General features: G+C 64.1%; 11 protein-coding genes. 4 read left to right on the top strand and 7 right to left on the bottom strand.

Annotated features, from left to right (window positions below; all coding sequences use genetic code 11):
• Positions 1 to 94 precede the first annotated feature (94 nt).
• The 3 genes from C7I85_RS12950 to C7I85_RS12960 are packed head-to-tail and all read left to right on the top strand — an operon-like array spanning position 95 to position 5,682.
• Positions 95 to 2,488 carry a phosphoketolase family protein gene (locus C7I85_RS12950; RefSeq protein ID WP_106724401.1) on the top strand — a complete coding sequence of 798 codons (2,394 nt, stop codon included), beginning with the start codon at positions 95 to 97 and terminating at the stop codon, positions 2,486 to 2,488.
• Positions 2,489 to 2,522: 34 nt separating this feature from the next.
• Positions 2,523 to 3,746 carry an acetate/propionate family kinase gene (locus C7I85_RS12955; protein WP_245444919.1) on the top strand — a complete coding sequence of 408 codons (1,224 nt, stop codon included), beginning with the start codon at positions 2,523 to 2,525 and terminating at the stop codon, positions 3,744 to 3,746.
• A gap of 28 nt (positions 3,747 to 3,774) precedes the next feature.
• The gene (locus C7I85_RS12960) at positions 3,775 to 5,682 is read left to right on the top strand and encodes a heavy metal translocating P-type ATPase (RefSeq protein WP_106724403.1); all 1,908 of its coding nucleotides are present in this window, start codon (positions 3,775 to 3,777) and stop codon (positions 5,680 to 5,682) included.
• A 161-nt stretch (positions 5,683 to 5,843) separates the two neighbouring features.
• On the opposite strand, the gene C7I85_RS12965 is transcribed toward C7I85_RS12960, so the two are convergent.
• The 7 genes from C7I85_RS12965 to C7I85_RS12995 all read right to left on the bottom strand — a co-directional run bounded on the left by C7I85_RS12965 (position 5,844) and on the right by C7I85_RS12995 (position 15,363).
• Positions 5,844 to 7,394, bottom strand: a complete 1,551-nt coding sequence (locus tag C7I85_RS12965) for an ABC transporter substrate-binding protein (RefSeq protein WP_245444920.1) — start codon at positions 7,392 to 7,394, stop codon at positions 5,844 to 5,846.
• Between the two features lie 122 nt (positions 7,395 to 7,516).
• Complete coding sequence (locus tag C7I85_RS12970; protein ID WP_106724405.1) at positions 7,517 to 8,521, bottom strand: dipeptidase; 1,005 nt, start codon at positions 8,519 to 8,521, stop codon at positions 7,517 to 7,519.
• Complete coding sequence (locus C7I85_RS12975; RefSeq protein ID WP_106724406.1) at positions 8,518 to 10,173, bottom strand: ABC transporter ATP-binding protein; 1,656 nt, start codon at positions 10,171 to 10,173, stop codon at positions 8,518 to 8,520. Before C7I85_RS12975 ends, C7I85_RS12970 begins: the two co-directional genes overlap by 4 nt.
• On the bottom strand, positions 10,166 to 10,993 hold the full coding sequence (locus C7I85_RS12980) for an ABC transporter permease (protein WP_106724407.1): 828 nt from the start codon (positions 10,991 to 10,993) through the stop codon (positions 10,166 to 10,168). The genes C7I85_RS12975 and C7I85_RS12980 overlap by 8 nt, the downstream gene beginning before the upstream one ends.
• Positions 10,990 to 12,048, bottom strand: coding sequence for an ABC transporter permease (locus C7I85_RS12985; RefSeq protein WP_106724408.1), 1,059 nt, complete (start codon positions 12,046 to 12,048; stop codon positions 10,990 to 10,992). Before C7I85_RS12985 ends, C7I85_RS12980 begins: the two co-directional genes overlap by 4 nt.
• 45 nt (positions 12,049 to 12,093) lie before the next feature.
• On the bottom strand, positions 12,094 to 13,368 hold the full coding sequence (locus C7I85_RS12990) for an NAD(P)/FAD-dependent oxidoreductase (RefSeq protein WP_106724409.1): 1,275 nt from the start codon (positions 13,366 to 13,368) through the stop codon (positions 12,094 to 12,096).
• Between the two features lie 27 nt (positions 13,369 to 13,395).
• Positions 13,396 to 15,363: a prolyl oligopeptidase family serine peptidase gene (locus C7I85_RS12995; RefSeq protein ID WP_106724410.1), complete on the bottom strand. Its 1,968-nt coding sequence runs from the start codon at positions 15,361 to 15,363 to the stop codon at positions 13,396 to 13,398.
• Positions 15,364 to 15,734: 371 nt separating this feature from the next.
• On the opposite strand from C7I85_RS12995, the gene C7I85_RS13000 reads away from it, so the two are divergent.
• On the top strand, positions 15,735 to 16,421 hold the full coding sequence (locus C7I85_RS13000; protein WP_106724476.1) for a TetR/AcrR family transcriptional regulator: 687 nt from the start codon (positions 15,735 to 15,737) through the stop codon (positions 16,419 to 16,421).
• The last annotated feature ends 25 nt before the right edge of the window (positions 16,422 to 16,446 follow it).

Raw genomic sequence — 16,446 nt, forward strand, 5'->3', positions numbered from 1 at the left:
AAAAAGAAAACCGCATTTGATGTGGCGCAAAGCGTCCGCTGACCTATTCTAGCAGTCTGTCCGCAGAACCTCGGTCAAAGTGGAGGACACCGGTATGGGACAGCTTGCTCCAAACGTCCGGCGTGGCGCGCTCGATGCGAAAGAACTCGAGCTTATTCAGCGCTACTGGCAGGCGGCCAACTACCTTTCGGTCGGCCAGATCTACCTGCTCGGCAATCCGTTGCTGCGGGAACCGCTGAAGCCGGAACACATCAAGCCGCGCCTGCTCGGGCACTGGGGCACCACGCCCGGCCTCAATTTCACTTACGCGCACCTCAACCGGGTCATCCGAGCTCGCGATCTCGACATGATCTATATCTGCGGGCCCGGTCACGGCGGCCCCGGCATGGTCGCCAACACCTATCTCGAGGGCACATATACCGAAATCTACCCGGAGATCGGCCGCGACGTGGGCGGCATGCGCAAGCTGTTCCGGCAGTTTTCCTTCCCGGGCGGCATCCCCAGCCATGTCGCCCCAGAGACGCCGGGCTCGATCCATGAAGGTGGAGAGCTGGGCTATGCGCTGGTCCATGCCTATGGCGCGGCTTTCGACAATCCCGACCTGATCGTCGCCTGCGTGATCGGCGACGGCGAGGCCGAGACAGGCACGCTGGCGGCTTCCTGGCATTCCAACAAGTTCCTCAACCCGGTCCATGACGGCGCGGTGCTGCCAATCCTGCATCTCAACGGCTACAAGATCGCCAACCCCACGATCCTCGCCCGCATGCCGAAGGACGAGCTCGAGAGCCTGATGTGGGGCTATGGCTACGAGCCCTTCTTCGTCGAGGGCGAAGATCCGAACGAGATGCACCTGGAAATGGCCACGACGCTGGACGTCGTGCTGACCCGCATCAAGGAGATCCAGCGCGAGGCCCGCGGGCCGGGCAAGGCATCGCGCGCGCCGCGCTGGCCGATGATCGTCCTCAGAAGTCCCAAGGGCTGGACCGGTCCCAAGGAGGTGGATGGCAAGAAGGTCGAAGGCTTCTGGCGCTCGCACCAGGTGCCGATCACCGACCCGCGCAACAACCCAGAGCACCTGCACCTCCTTGAGAAATGGATGCGCAGCTATGAGCCGGAAAAACTGTTCGACAAGAACGGGCGCCTGATCGACGATCTGCAGGCGCTGCCGCCCCAGGGCGAGCGCCGCATGGGCGCCAATCCGCATGCCAATGGCGGCCTGCTCAAGCAGGATCTGGAGATGCCGGATTTCCGCAAGCTGGCGGTCAAGGTCGACAGGCCGGGCCGCTCGCAAGCCGAATCCACGCGCGTCATGGGCCGGCTGCTCGAACAGGTGATGAGCCTCAATGCCGTCGCCCGCAATTTCAGGCTGATGGGTCCCGACGAGACCGCCTCCAACCGCCTCGACGCCGTCTTCGACATCACCGACCGCGTCTGGATGGAGGAGATCGAGCCCTATGACGAACATCTCGCCCATGAGGGGCGCGTCATGGAGGTGCTGAGCGAGAACCTTTGCCAGGGCTGGCTGGAGGGCTACCTGCTCACCGGCCGCCACGGCTTCTTCTCCTGCTATGAGGCCTTCATCCACATCGTGGACGCCATGTTCAACCAGCATGCGAAATGGCTGGACGCGTCGCGCAAGCTTACCTGGCGCAAGCCGATCGCCTCGCTGAACTATCTCCTGACCTCGCATGTCTGGCGGCAGGACCACAACGGCTTCAGCCATCAGGACCCTGGCTTCGTCGACCTTGTCACGAACAAGAAGGCGGATGTCGTCCGCGTTTACCTGCCGCCGGACGCGAACACTTTGCTCTGGGTCACCGACCACTGCCTGCGGACCTACAACCGCATCAACGTGATCGTTGCCGGCAAGCAGCCACAGCTGCAATGGCTCGACATGGACACAGCCATCGCCCATTGCGAGGCCGGCGTGGGCATCTGGAAGTGGGCCGGAACCGAAAGCGAGGAAGCCGAGCCGGATGTGGTGATGGCCTGCGCAGGCGATGTGCCGACGCTGGAGACCCTCGCCGCAGTCGACCTGCTGCGCAGTGAACTGCCGGACCTCAGGATCCGAGTGGTCAATGTGGTGGACCTGATGGCCCTGCAGCCGCAGATCGAGCACCCGCACGGACTGACCGATGACGAGTTCGATGCGCTGTTCACGAAGGACAGGCCGGTCATCTTCGCCTATCACGGCTACCCGTTCCTCATCCATCGGCTGACCTATCGGCGCAGGAACCACCCGAACATCCATGTGCGCGGGTTCAAGGAGGAAGGCACCACGACGACGCCCTTCGACATGGCGGTGATGAACGATCTCGATCGCTATCACCTTGCCATCGAGGCGATCAACCGGATGAGCCGGCAGAGCGAAAAGGCGGCGGACGCCAAGCGGCGTTTCGAAGAGAAACTGGCAGAGCACCGGCAGTATGTCTGCAGGGAAGGACAGGACATGCCCGAGGTGCGCAACTGGGTCTGGCCCTATGGCTGAGGCGCATCCCGCCCGCGATCCGGGAGCCGGCAAATTGGCCATACTGACCTTGAACGCCGGCTCATCGAGCCTGAAATTCGGCCTCTACCAAGTCGAGCCCGATGGCAAGATCGAGCAGCGCCTGAGAGGCGTGTTCGAGAGCCTCTCGGACACGCCGCGCTTTTCCGTGAAGGATGCAACGGGCAAGCTTTTGGTCGACAAATCACTGACCGCGGTCTCGCCGCCGACCGAGACGCTGCTGCGCGAACTCATCGTGGTGCTCGATCCCTTCCTCGGCAGTGAGCGTTTGGAGGCGGTGGGGCATCGCATCGTTCATGGCGGCAGCCGCTTCGTAAAACCCACCCGCCTGACAGACGACATCCTGAAAGAGCTCGAAGCGCTGACGCCCATCGCGCCGCTGCACCAGCCGGCGAGCCTGCGGCCGGTGAAGGCCTTTCTCGCGCTGCGGCCGGACATCCCCCAGATCGGCTGCTTCGACACGGCATTCCACAGCACGCTGAAGTCGCCGGCCAACCGCTATGCCATACCGCGCGAATATGAGCAGATGGGCATCCGCCGTTATGGCTTCCACGGCCTGTCCTACGAATTCATCGCCACGCGCCTGGCCGAAATCTCGCCAGGGCTTGCCGCGAAGAAGACTGTGGCAGCGCATCTCGGCGCCGGATGCAGCCTGTGCGCCATGCAGAACGGCAAAAGCATCGACACCACCATGGGCTTCACCGCGCTCGATGGGCTGATGATGGCGACCCGGTCGGGCGCCATCGACCCGGGCATCATCCTCTATCTGCAACAGGCGCTCGGCCTGTCGTCCGGCGATGTCGAGCAGATGCTTTACTATCGCTCCGGCCTGTTGGGGGTATCCGGCATTTCCGGTGATGTCCGGCTGTTGCTGGCCAGCGACAACCCGCATGCCGCCGAGGCGCTCGACCTTTTCACCTTCCGCATCGCCCAGGACATCGCGGCAATGGCAAGCACGATGGAAGGGCTGGAATCCCTGGTGTTCACGGCCGGGGTCGGCGAGCATGCCACCAGTATCCGCGAGGAGATCTGCCGCCGGCTGCGATGGCTGGGCGTGAAGCTCGACAAGAATGAGGCCAGCGGTGAACTGATCAGCAGCCCCGACAGCTCGGTCGAGGTCCGCGTCATTCCCACCAACGAGGAAATGACCATCGCCCGACAGGCGCACGCCCTGGTCACGGCGCACAGGCGGCACCGATTCGCCAAGCCGATCGAAGACGAAGGCGAGGCCATGAGGTGAAGCCTCGCAACAAAGTGGTTTCCAGCAGATGAACGAACGCAACTTTCACCTGGCCTTCCTGGCAATCGCAATCGTCGGCCTGATCGCGGGACTGCTGTCGCCGCTGCTGCACTGGCAGGCCGAAGCCAACCTGATCTGGAGCGTGGCCACGGTGCCCATTATCGTGGCGCTGGCCGTGTCTATCATTCGCGATTTCTTGATCGGCCGCGTCGGCGTCGACGCCATCGCGCTGGTATCCATGGCGACCGCCGTTGCCATGGGACAGCCCCTCGCGGGAGTGGTCGTCGCGATCATGTATACCGGCGGCAACGTTCTCGAGGACTACGCCCGCGGCAAGGCCGAACGCGACCTGAAATCGCTGCGCGACCGGACGCCGCGCGTAGCGCACAAATGGATCGGCGAAGAGCTGGTCGATATCGGCGTCGACGATGTGGCCATCGGCGATCACTTGCTTGTACGCGCCGGCGAACTACTGCCGGTGGACGGCTACCTCCTCGACCCTCACGCCTCGATCGACGAATCCACTGTTACCGGCGAACCCCTGCCGGTCACGCGCGGCAGCGGCGACCTGCTGCGCAGCGGCACGGTCAATGCCGGCGAGGCGTTTCGTTTTCGTGCGTCCGCGGCCGCAAGCCAGAGCACCTATGCGGGCATCATCAGGATGGTAGAGGCCGCCCAGACGGCCAAGTCTCCGTTCATCCGCGTCGCCGACCGTTTCGCGCTCTTCCTTCTGCCCTTCACCCTTATCGTCGCCGGCGCGGCCTGGTGGCTGTCGGGCGACAAGATCAGGGCGCTGGCGGTCCTGGTCGTCGCTACCCCCTGCCCGCTCATTCTTGCAGCGCCGGTGGCCTTCATCAGCGGCGTCTCGCGCGCGGCACGCGAAGGCATCCTCATGAAGGGCAGTGCGGCGCTGGAGGCGCTTGCCCAGATACGCACTGCGATCTTCGACAAGACCGGCACGCTGACCGAAGGCGGAGCGCGGCTCACCAATTTCGAGACCGTACCGGATATCGAACCCGACGAGGCTCTGCGGCTGCTCGCCTCGCTGGAGCAGGCCTCCCACCATGTGCTGGCCGAAACGCTGATCGAACTTGTCCGCGGCAAAGGGCTGACCCTGTCGCACCCCACCAATGTCCGCGAATTTCGCGGCTCCGGCATTGAAGGCGTCGTTGACGGAAGGCACATCCGCGCCGGCTCCCGCACGCTCGTGCTCGGCGATGGGCCGGTGCCCGGCTGGGCAAAAGCGGGAGTTGCCTCGGCCGCCGAACACTCGGCGCTGGCGATCTACGTTTCCATCGACGGGCGCCTTTCGGCCTTCATCCAGATGGCCGACGCGATCCGCAAGGATGCGCCGGCCGCCCTCAAGCACCTTCGCGCAGCAGGCATTTCGCGCATCATCATGGTGACCGGCGACGATGCCAAAGCTGCGAATGTGGTCGCCGCCACGCTGAAGCTGGACGATGTCCTGTCCGACAGGACGCCGGCCGAGAAAGTCGCAGCGGTGGAAGCCGAACAGGCCCGGCAGCCGTCGATGATGGTCGGCGACGGCATCAACGACGCGCCGGCGCTCGCCGCCGCAAGCGTTGGCGTCGCCATGGGCGCGCGCGGCGCTACCGCCTCCTCCGAGGCCGCCGATGTCGTCATCCTCGTCGATCGCGTCGACCGCGTCGCCGACGCCTTTGCCATTTCGCTGCGCACGCGCAGGATCGCGCTGCAAAGCATCGTGGTGGGGCTCGCGCTTTCGGGGATCGCCATGATCGTCGCCGCCTTCGGTTACATCACGCCGGTCGCCGGCGCCCTGCTGCAGGAAGTGATCGATATTGCGGTGATCCTCAACGCGCTGCGCGCGCTCCAAGGACCCGGGCCGAAAACACCGACCCCCGATGCCTTGCTAAGATTGGAAGAACCTGTGCGTGCGCAAAGCATGGAGCGCTAAAGCATGATCCCGAACCGGAGGACCGCGTCAGCGAAAAGTTGCAGACTTTTCGGACAAGATCATGCCTAGAGAGGCGCCCACGCTCCGACGGCGCAGGCTTGCTCCAAAAGAAAATAGCCGGCGAAACCGCCGGCTATTGAATTACAGTCCTGCCGGAGGCCTCAGGCTTCCAGCCAGACGCGCGAGGCGATGTAGCCGTTCGACATGTCGTTGCCGACGTCGTGGATGTAGCCCTTGAGCCGCTTGCCTGCGGCGTTGAGGTAGTTGTTGAACACCGGGATGATCGAGCCGCCCTCGTCGCGCACCATGACCGCTGCCGCGTGATAGAGTTCCGCACGCTTGGCGTCGTCCGCTTCAGAACGGGCTTCCTTGATGATCTTGTCGAAATCCGGCCGGTTGAAGTTGGTCTCGTTGGCCGGCGAATCCGAAAGATGCTCGGTCGCGTACATCAGGTCCTGCGTCAGGCGGCTGCCGTAGTAGGACAGGCAGAATGGCGTCGCACGCCACACATTCGTCCAGTAGCCATCGGCCGGCTCGCGCTTGACGTCGACCTTGATGCCGGCCTTCTTGGCGCTTTCCTGGAACAGCAGGGCGGTGTCGACCGCGCCCGAGAAAATGCCATCCGCGGTGCGCAGGACGACCGGACCGTCATGACCCGACTTCTTGAAGTGGAAGGCGGCCTTGTCCGGATCGTAGGCCCGCTGTTCGATGTCGGCCGGGAAGTAGGGATAGGTGGCGTTGATCGGGAAGTCGTTGCCGATCGTGCCATAGCCGCCAAGCGCGGTCTTCAGGATGGCTTCGCGGTCGACGGCGTATTTGAGGGCAAGGCGCAGGTCGGCATTGTCGAACGGCGCCTTATCCACCTGCATCGGCATGGTGAAGTGGCCGCGGCTCGGCGTGTCGAGGATCTGCAGGCCGGCCACGCGCTTGAGCAGCGGCACCGTCTTGGCGCCGATGCTGTTGACGAAATGGACCTTGCCGGCCGTGATCGCGGCAGTACGGGCGGTCGCATCGTTCATGACGATGATTTCGAAGCTGTCGACATGGCCGCGCTCGCGCCAGTCGTTCTTGTTCTTTTCGAACAGAGCCCGCACGCCCGGCTCGAAATTGACCAGCTTGTAGGGCCCGGTGCCAATGCCTTCGGACGGATTGTCGTAGCCGCCGTTCGGCTGGATCACGAGGTGATAGGCGGTGAAGATCAGCGGCAGGTCGACATTGCTTTCGGAGAGCTTGACGACCAGCTCGTTGCCATGGCCTTCGATCGAGGCGATGGCCTTCAGGAAGCCGAGCGCGCCCGAACGCGACTTCTCATCGCTGTGCCGCTGCAGCGTTTTGACGACGTCATCGACGGTCAGCTTCTTGCCGTTGTGGAATTCGACGTCGTTGCGGATCTTGAAGGTCCAGGTCTTGGCGTTGTCGGACGACTCCCAACTCTCGGCGATGGACGGCACCGGCTTGCCCGTCACCGGATCGCTCTCGACCAGATGGTCGCCAAAACTCCGCGCCAGGACGAAGGCGAAGGCGCTGATATAGCCGGCCGGGTCGAGCGTGTCGGTGGTCGAGCCGCCATCGAGCCCGAGCTTCAGGTGTCCGCCCGTCACCGGCGTGCCGCCCTGCTCGGTCTGCGCCCGCGCGGCGCTCAGTCCGACCAGAAGGATGCCTGCGCCGACCGTTCCCTTGAGGAATTCTCGCCGGTTTGCCGCGAGATCCATTCCAAACAGTGTCTTCCTCATCTGCTTTCGTCCCTCTTCAATCGCTGGCTCGTTCGAACCTGGCTGCACTTGCATTGACGTTGCGAGCGGCCGGGCCTGCCCCACGCCCGGCCGCATGGCGGCTATTTCCAGACCTCTCTTGCGAGGCGCAGGAAATTGCCGCCGAGGACGCCACGCACGGTGTCGTCCTTGTGACCACGCCGGAGCAATATCTCCGTCATTTCGAGCAGTTGCGCCGGGCGGGCATAGACGCTCGGTCCGGCGCCATATCCCTCGCTCTTCGGCCAGAACTGCGGATTGGCCGCGAGGATCTCGTCGATGCCCGCAACTTCCACGGGAAAGGCATAGTCGAGGCCGATGCCGACATGCTCGGGGCCAGCAACGTCGAGCAGGTAGTCGACATGGTTGGCGAGCGTCTCGGAACTGGCATCTGCGTCGCCGAGGAAGAAGTTGATGCCGACGATCCCGACGACGCCGCCCGTCTTCGCGCAGACCCTAACCTGGTCGTCGGTGATGTTGCGGCCGTGACCGCACAGCGCCTTCGGATTGGAATGCGAGAAGATCACCGGCCGGTTCGAATATTCCATGACCTCCATGCTGGTGCGATGGCCGCAATGGGTCACGTCGACGAACATGCCGAGCCGGTTCATCTCATCGATCACCTGCCGGCCGAAGCTCGTCAGTCCCTGGTCATCGTCATGGCAACCGCCGCCGGCGAGGTTGTTGCGGTTATAGGCGAACAGGATCTGGCGCACGCCAAGCCGGTGATAGAATTCGACCATCTCGACGCGGCCATCGAGCGCGTTCATGCCCTCGATGTCGAAGGTGATGCCCAGCTTTCCGTCGGCTTTCGCCTGCAGCGCCTCGTCGGCACTCGTCACCATCGTGTAGTGATCCGGATGGGCGTTGATCCAGTGGCGGAAGGCGGCGATGGTCTTCACCGTGTCCTGCCACGACATGAGATCGAAGCCGACATCGATCGACAGATAGTCGACCCCGGCGTCGCGCCAGATCTGCAGGTTGTTCAAGTCTGCTATCGGATCGGGCATGAAGCCCGAGTGGGTGTCCCACACCAGGGCGTCGGCATAGAGGTTCCGCGCGCGTTCGCTGACGATTGTCTCGCTCATGATCTCTCCATCTCTATGGGCGCGGCAGACTGCCGCTGATTGCCGCGCCGTCCTTCCAGGACGCGCTCCAGCCAGCCGATCTCCATCTCCGGCACCGACCGCAGCAGCAGATCGGTGTAGTCGTCGAAGGGAGGCGAGAGCACCGCGGTCTTCGCGCCCTGGCGCACCACGCGGCCGCGATGCATCACCGCAACGCGATCGGCGATTGCGCGCACGATGGCGATGTCGTGCGTGATGAAGAGGTAGGAAACCGCCGTTTCCTCCTGCAGGCGCAGGAGAAGCTTCAATATGCCTTCCGCCACCAGCGGATCGAGTGCCGAGGTCGGCTCGTCGCACAGGATCAGCTCTGGCTTCGCCGCCAGCGCGCGGGCAATGGCGACGCGCTGCTTCTGCCCGCCGGAAAGCTCGGCGGGGTAGCGGTCGAGAAACTGCGGCCCCATCTCGATCTGCTCGAGCAGTTCCTTGACCCGACCGGTCTTTGCCTGGCCGCGCGTGCCGAAATAGAGCGTCAGCGGCCGGCCGATGATGTCGCGGATTTTCTGCCGCGGATTCATCGCCGTATCCGCCATCTGGTAGATCATCTGGATGCGGCGCAGCTGCTCACGCGAGCGATCCTTGCGCGCCGGCGGCAGCGGCGTGCCGTTGAAGGCGATCGTGCCCGTCCTTGGCGGCAGAAGACCGGTGATCACGCGCGCCAGCGTCGACTTGCCCGAACCGGACTCGCCGACCACCGCAAAAGTCTGGCCCTTGGGCAGGGACAGCGAGATATCCTGCAGGACATCCACGTCCGAATAGCCTGCCGTCAGCCCTTCGATGTTCAGCAACACGTCGCCGTCCGGCCGGGCGGCTTCGCGGCTTGTCTGGCGGATGCTGACCAGCGCCCGGGTATATTCCTCGCGTGGTGCTTCGATGATCTGCCGCGTCGGCCCGTACTCGACCATCTTGCCGTGGCGCAGCACCATGATGTCGTCGGAAATCTGGGCGACCACGGCGAGATCGTGGGTGATGTACAGCGCCGCGGTATTCGTCTCGGCGATCGCGTGCTTGATCGCAGCAAGGACCTCGATCTGCGTGGTCACGTCGAGTGCTGTCGTGGGCTCGTCGAAGACGATGAGCTCCGGGTTCGCGCATAGGGCCATCGCGGTCATGGCGCGCTGCAATTGGCCGCCGGAAACCTGATGCGGGTAGCGCTCGCCAAAATTCTCAGGGTCGGGAAGTCCCAGCACGCCGAACAGATAGACCGCGCGCTTCCTAGCTTCTTCCCGCGTCATGATGCCATGGCGGAACGCGGCCTCGATGACTTGCCGCCCGAGCTTGTGCGCGGGGTTGAATGCGGCGGCGGCCGATTGCGCCACATAGGCGACCCGCGCGCCACGCACCGAGCGAATGCCGCGCGTGTCGAGCTTGGAAATGTCCTCGCCGTCGAGCAACACCTGCCCGCCGGTCATGCACACGCCGCCCCGCCCGTAGGCCAGCGCGGTCAGGCCGATGGTGGATTTGCCGGCCCCGGATTCGCCGATCAGCCCGAGCACCTTACCCTTGCTGACGTCGAAGGAAACGTCGTCGACCAGCACCAGCCTGGACGACGAGCCATCCGGCTGGTGCGCGGTGACTTCGACGCGGAGGTTCCTGACCGAGAGCATCTCAGGCATCGCCGCGCGCCCCTTTCAGGCTGGCGGTGGCGTTGATCAGCCAGTCGACCACCAGGTTCACGCAGATGACGAGGAACGCGATCGCCGCTCCCGGCGCGAGCGCTGCCGAGACGCCGAAGATGATGCCTTCCTTGTTGTCCTTCACCATGCCGCCCCAGTCGGCGACGGGTGGCTGGATGCCGAGGCCTAGGAACGAAAGCGTCGACAGAAACAGGATCGAGAAGGCAAAGCGCAGGCCGAATTCGCCCAGCAAAGGGGCCAGCGTGTTGGGCAGGATCTCGCGAAAAATGATCCAGAGCTTGCCTTCACCGCGCAGCCAGGCCGCCTCGACATAGTCCATGACGCTGACGTCGAGCGCGACGGCACGGCCGATGCGGTAGACGCGGGTCGAGTCGATGGCCGCCATGACGACGATCAGGATCCCGATGTTCTGCGGCAGCACGGCGAGCACGATCAGCGCCAGGATCAGCGCCGGGATCGACATCAGGAGATCGTTCAGTCGCGACAGGACCTGATCGACGATGCCGCCGGACACGACGGCGGTGAAACTCAGGGTCATGCCGATCGAGAACGACAGCAGGGTCGCCGCCAGTGCCACGAAAAGCGTGGCACGCGCGCCGTAGATCAGTCGGGAAAGCAGGTCGCGGCCGAGATTGTCGGTGCCAAGGATGAAGTCGCCACCCATGGGCGCCCAGACCTCGCCGACCACTGCGCTCTCGCTATACGGCGCGATCAGCGGCGCGAAGATGGCGCACAGGGCCACCAGCATGATGCCGGCGAGACCGATCCGCGCGCTGATGGGCATCGATCTCAGTCTCATCGCGGATGCCTCAGGCGCGGATTGGCCAGGATCGACACGATGTCGGCGACCATGTTCAGGACGATGTAGATGGCGGCAAACAGCAGGCCGCAGCCCTGCACCACCGGCATGTCGCGCACCGTCACGGCGTCCACCATGTATTGGCCGATGCCCGGATAGACGAAGACCACTTCCACGACGACAACGCCGACGACCAGCGCCGCAAGATTGAGCGCAATGACGGTCACGACCGGCGCGACCGCATTCGGCGCCGCATGCTCGGCAATGATGCGCAGCGCCGAAAGGCCCTTGAGTTCGGCTGTCTCGACATAGGCAGACGACATGACGTTCAGGATGGCCGAGCGCGTCATGCGCATCATATGGGCGAGCACGACGGTCACCAGCGTGGCCACGGGCAGGACAATGGCCGAAAGCCGTTCGCCCAGGCTCATGCCGTCATAGACGGTCGCCGGAAATTCGCTGATGCCGAGTTGGACGGTGAAGAACTGGATCAGCAGATAGCCGATGAAGAATTCCGGCAGGGAAATCGCCGCAAGTGACAGGATGCTGATGACCTTGTCGGGGATGCGGTTGCGGTACAGAACCGCGATCATGCCGAGGCCGATGGCGAGCGGGATCGAGATCAGCGCTGAGACCCCCGCCAGCAGCAGCGAATCGCTGAGCCGCTTCCATATCTGCTCGCCGACCGAATTGTGGTTCGACCACGAGGTGCCGAAATCGCCCTGCAGGATGCCGCCCAGCCAGCTCAAATAGCGTTCGGTCATCGGCCGGTCGAGGCCGAGTTCCTCCCGTATGTTTGCCACGGCCTGCGGCGTGGCCTCCTGCCCGAGATAAGTGGTGGCGAAATCGCCCGGCAACGCCTCGACGCCGCCGAAGATCAGCATCGAGGCCGCAAACAGCAGTGCAATGCCGAGAGCCATGCGGCGTGCGATCAGATAGCCAAGTGAGTTCTTCGACCGGGCAGCTCGGCCGGCGGCCGGCGCTGGTGCTCCCCGCCGCGCAGCCGACATCTGGTTTCCGGGCTGGCCGGAAACTGTCTCTTCCTGGGCCGACATCAGACGCTCACGCCCCTCTCAAGATCGACGCTCATGGCCGCGAGGCTATGCCTGCCGCGGAGATGCGAACACGCTCCCCGACGGATCGCCGGTCCAGGCGGGGATAGCAGCTTCGATGTCCGCCTCCGTGGGATAGGCGTCGCGTTCGAACCGCTCGAGGCGGAAACGGGTCGGGTCGACGAAGGGAGACTGGCCGAGCATGAATTCAGCCGCGAGCTTGCCGAGGCCGGGGCCGTGGCTGACGCCGCTCTCGTTGTCGCCGCCGGCCACCACGACATTCGTCGTGCCCGGCACATGGCCGATCAGCAAACCGCGGTCGGGCGTGTAGCAGGGCACGCCCTGTGCCCAGCTTGCCAACTTCGAGCCGCGAAGCGGCGGGAACACTTCCTGCAGCCGGGCAAGATCGCCGTCATTCATCGCCTGCATGAGGTCGGCCTTGTGCGGCTGGCCTGGCTCGATCCAGTCGTCGCCGAGCGTGTGGTACGAATGATAGTGGCCGCCCGTGCCCCACATGATTGCGCCGAAGGTTTCGCGCAGCCATAGGCGCAGCTCGCGGCACTGGACGGTCGGGATCGTCGAGGGAAGGCCGCGTCCGTCGGTCACGACGCGGGTTGCCAAGACCCGCAGCAAAGGCAGATGCCAGCCGAGATCCCGCAGCAATTCGTTACTCCAGGCACCGGCGGCGATGACGACGCCATCGGCCTCGATCTCGCCCTTGTCCGTTTCGATCTTCACCTGGCTGCCGAGATCCTGGATACCGGTGACCTTGGTTCCATTGCGGAAGACACCGCCGAGCTTGACGATCTCCTTCACCAGCACTCCGGTCGCCATCTTGGTGTCGAGCTGGATGCCAAGCGGATTGTATGCGCCGGAGTGCACCTGCGTCGGGTCGATCAGGCCCTGCATCTTTTCGCCGATCTGCGCGGCATTGAGGTCCTGCATCTCGGCCGGCGCGTAGGGCGATTCCAGAACAGGCCGCACGAATGTCTCGCGGCCCTGTTCGGTCAGCGCCATGATGAGTGTGCCGTTGGGGCGATAGCCGATCTCTTCCCCGAGCCCCGCAAGCTCCTTGTAGAAATCGAGCCCGTATTGCTGAAGCACCCGCCCCTCTTCGCCGAGCGGAATCATGCCGGCCGACCAGTGCGACACGAATCCTGCGCCAGCACCGGTGGTGGCAGTGCCCGGGTCGCGCGCCTCGACGATCGTCACCTGGCCCGCACCCGACTTCAGAAGGTGAAGCGCGGTGCAGCAGCCGATGATGCCGCCGCCGATGACGACGACCCGCTTGCTGGCTTCGCCAGGCTTTGCCGTGGAATTCATTGTCGTTCCTCCTTGTCGCCGCCTAGCCTACTCGGCCGGCTGCACATACTTTCCGAGCCACCAGAGAATGCGGGCGGCGCTGTCGAGATATTCCGGGTAGCTGCGAACGCTGTGCCCGGCCTTGGGATAGATGACGAGCGAACTCGGCGCGCCGGAGCGCACGGCAGCGAAATGGCATTCCTCGGCCTGGCCGACAGGCGTACTCCTGTCGATCCCGCCCGCCATGACGAGCGTCGGCACCTTGGTCTTCTGCATGTAGAAGGCAGGGCTGCGCGTGAAATAGGCGCCACCCTCCGCCCAGGGCGATGCATCCAGCATGATTTCGTCGAACTCGGGTATCTGGGTGGTTCGGTGCTGGCTGTACCAGTTGCCGACCGGCGAGATCGGAATGGCGGCGGCAAACCTGTCGGTCTGCGACGGCAGCCAGGCCGACATGAAGCCGCCGTAGCTGGTGCCCGTAGCCGCAACCCGCCTGGCGTCGACCCAGCCCTTGGCGATCAGTGCGTCGACGCCGGCGATGATGTCGAACGTGTCAGCGCCGCCCATGTCACCCTTCACGGCCCGGGCGAAGGCGTCGCCGCGGCCAGTGCTGCCGCGCGGATTGGGGAAGAAGATCGTCCAGCCACGGCTGGCCAGGATCGGGGCCGAGCGTTTCCGCGCCATCCAGCTGTTGCGGTGCGCCGAGATCGGCCCGCCATGTACGTCGACCAGCAGCGGCGTTGGACCGGCCGCATTTTTCGGCCGCACGACCCAACCCTGGACTTCCAGCCCATCCGGCGCGGTCCAGGCAAACGGCTCCATCGCACCACAGCGCAACATCGCCTCCTGCGCGGCAGGTGCGGCAAGGGATGCGACTTCGCGCACAGTGCCGGAGGCCGCCTCGGCCAGGAACGGAGCACGCGCATAGGATTCGCCAACGAACAGGCAGCCGCTATCGCCTATTGGATAGGAGACGGGCACCCACTCTCCATTGGTGAGATCGCTGGAAGACCAGCTTTCCGTTGCGCCGGAGTGCTCCAGATCGTAGTCGCCGGCGACCGTTTCGTGGCCACGCTCACCGGTGAAGTGGATCACCATCGGCGAGCGCCATTCCACGGAGGTGATATCGATCCCTGGCGTATCGAGCGTTTCGATGGCGCCCGTTTTCGGATTGAAGATGGAAAGAAAACCAGCAACCAGTCCGCGGTCGCTGCAGATTGCCTGAACGAAGGCGACATACGCGCCATCAGGCGAACCCCTGACCGAGCCGAGCTGGTCCGCCGGCTGAAAGACCTTCATCACGGTGCCAGAAACCGCATCAATCAGCGACAGATAGGCCTTGTACCAAGCACCCTCGCTGTGATGGTCGCTGGCGATCGCGGCGATCGAACCGTTGCCGCACCAGCTCGCCTCCCAGACGTTGAGCGGCTGCTGGGTCAGGCGCTGCGGCAGCCCCTCCCCGTCCCAGGTCCAGATGGTGCGCCAAAGATCGCTGCCCTCATCCGACCGAATTTCCGGAAGCCAGGCAGGTCCGCCCGAACCGGATTTCTGGGTATAGCCGCCATGGATGCCGGCAAGGTCGGCGCCCGTGCCGGCAACCACCAGCAGCAGCTTGGTGCCATCCGGCGCCCAGTCGATCTGTTCGATACGGCCGGGCACTGGCTGCGTGGCAACGAGGCGTCCGTCGGACCAGGTCTCGATCCGGTCCACGCCGGCCTCGTCACCTGCGCTCGCCACTGCAAGGGTCTGGCCATCGGGGGAAAGCCGGATCTGGCGCGTCTCCTGGTCGTTCAGGCGCTGGATCGGACCGCCTTCGCGCAAAACGCGATAGAGCCGGCTCGACACCCCCTCCTCGAAGGCCCCTTCAAAGCTCAGGCCGAGGAAATGAAGGTAGGCAGCATTCTCGTGGCCGCACAGCATGCGGGCGCCATAGACGTGCCCGCCCGGCGCCAGCAGCGCCGAATAAAAGGCACGCGTATCAACGAAATCGGGCGAGGCGCGGAAATCGCGGTCCATGAACTCCCCCACTACCGGGCGACGCGAGGATTGAGGGAGAGAGAGGAGAAAAGCTCCGCAGCCGACCGGACCATCGGCATTTGCAGCACGGCAAGGCGCTTGCCGTCATCGGCCACCAAAACAGGCATCATGTCCCCTCACTCGAATGCCGCTGGTAATTTTTGGAAACAAAATACAATCAAAACGCGATCTGTCTAGACATGTCTGTACGTTTACGTAGGGACTTTGAGTTAAAAGTTGCGCGAGCCGGCGCTCGACCGACTGCGGCGTCGGCATCAGCTCGGATCCTGACGCTTAAGAAAATATCTTCTGCCAACCACCTGCCCTATAAGGAGGATGGAACAGATGGCAGACAACGGTGGGGGTTGATCGTGCAGTCATCGGAAGACACGTCGGAGCGATCCAACGCATCGCCCGCGCAGGGCGCTCATGACGTCAGGACCACCAAGAGCGACTGGCTCAATCTTGCCATCCAAGCGCTGATCGAAGACGGCATCGACCAGGTGAAAATCCAGGTCATGGCCAAGAAGCTGAACGTCTCGCGCTCAAGCTTCTACTGGTTCTTCGAAAGCCTGCAGGATCTGCACAACCAGCTCCTGCAGAACTGGCTGCGCAAGAACACCGACCCCGTGGTCGAGCATGCCATGCGGCCGGCGCCCAACATCAACCGCGCCATCCTGAACGTCTTTCAATGCTGGGTCGACGACAGGCTCTTCGACCCGAAGCTGGACATTGCTGTTCGGATCTGGGCGCGGCGCGATCCCTCGATCCGCGCCGTAATCGACGAGGCCGACAGGCGGCGCGTCGAGGCGCTGACGGCCATGTATCGCCGCTACGGCTATGACGAGGAAAACGCGTTCATCCGCGCGCGCGTGCTGTATTTCATGCAGATCGGCCACTACACGCTCGATCTGGACGAAGCGCTCGACATCCGGGTCTCGCACGTCCCGGCATATCTGCTCGCCTTCAGCGGTCAGGAGCCGGGGCCGGAGGACATCGCCGCGTTCGACGAGTTCATCGCCCGCTTCACCTCCCGCGAAGGCGAAGCGAAGGGCTGACCAGAGCATTTTGCAGCCAAGCGGA

This window comes from Pseudaminobacter soli (ex Li et al. 2025) (assembly GCF_003012705.1).
Taxonomy (GTDB): domain Bacteria; phylum Pseudomonadota; class Alphaproteobacteria; order Rhizobiales; family Rhizobiaceae; genus Pseudaminobacter; species Pseudaminobacter soli.

What these genes read in the sequence shown, in the direction of transcription:
- C7I85_RS12950 (WP_106724401.1), top strand. Translation starts at nt 95, where the DNA reads ATGGGACAGCTTGCTCCAAACGTCCGGCGTGGCGCGCTCGATGCGAAA.
- C7I85_RS12960 (WP_106724403.1), top strand. Translation starts at nt 3,775, where the DNA reads ATGAACGAACGCAACTTTCACCTGGCCTTCCTGGCAATCGCAATCGTC.
- C7I85_RS12965 (WP_245444920.1), bottom strand. Translation starts at nt 7,394, where the DNA reads ATGGATCTCGCGGCAAACCGGCGAGAATTCCTCAAGGGAACGGTCGGC.
- C7I85_RS12970 (WP_106724405.1), bottom strand. Translation starts at nt 8,521, where the DNA reads ATGAGCGAGACAATCGTCAGCGAACGCGCGCGGAACCTCTATGCCGAC.
- C7I85_RS12975 (WP_106724406.1), bottom strand. Translation starts at nt 10,173, where the DNA reads ATGCCTGAGATGCTCTCGGTCAGGAACCTCCGCGTCGAAGTCACCGCG.
- C7I85_RS12980 (WP_106724407.1), bottom strand. Translation starts at nt 10,993, where the DNA reads ATGAGACTGAGATCGATGCCCATCAGCGCGCGGATCGGTCTCGCCGGC.
- C7I85_RS12985 (WP_106724408.1), bottom strand. Translation starts at nt 12,048, where the DNA reads ATGTCGGCCCAGGAAGAGACAGTTTCCGGCCAGCCCGGAAACCAGATG.
- C7I85_RS12990 (WP_106724409.1), bottom strand. Translation starts at nt 13,368, where the DNA reads ATGAATTCCACGGCAAAGCCTGGCGAAGCCAGCAAGCGGGTCGTCGTC.
- C7I85_RS12995 (WP_106724410.1), bottom strand. Translation starts at nt 15,363, where the DNA reads ATGGACCGCGATTTCCGCGCCTCGCCCGATTTCGTTGATACGCGTGCC.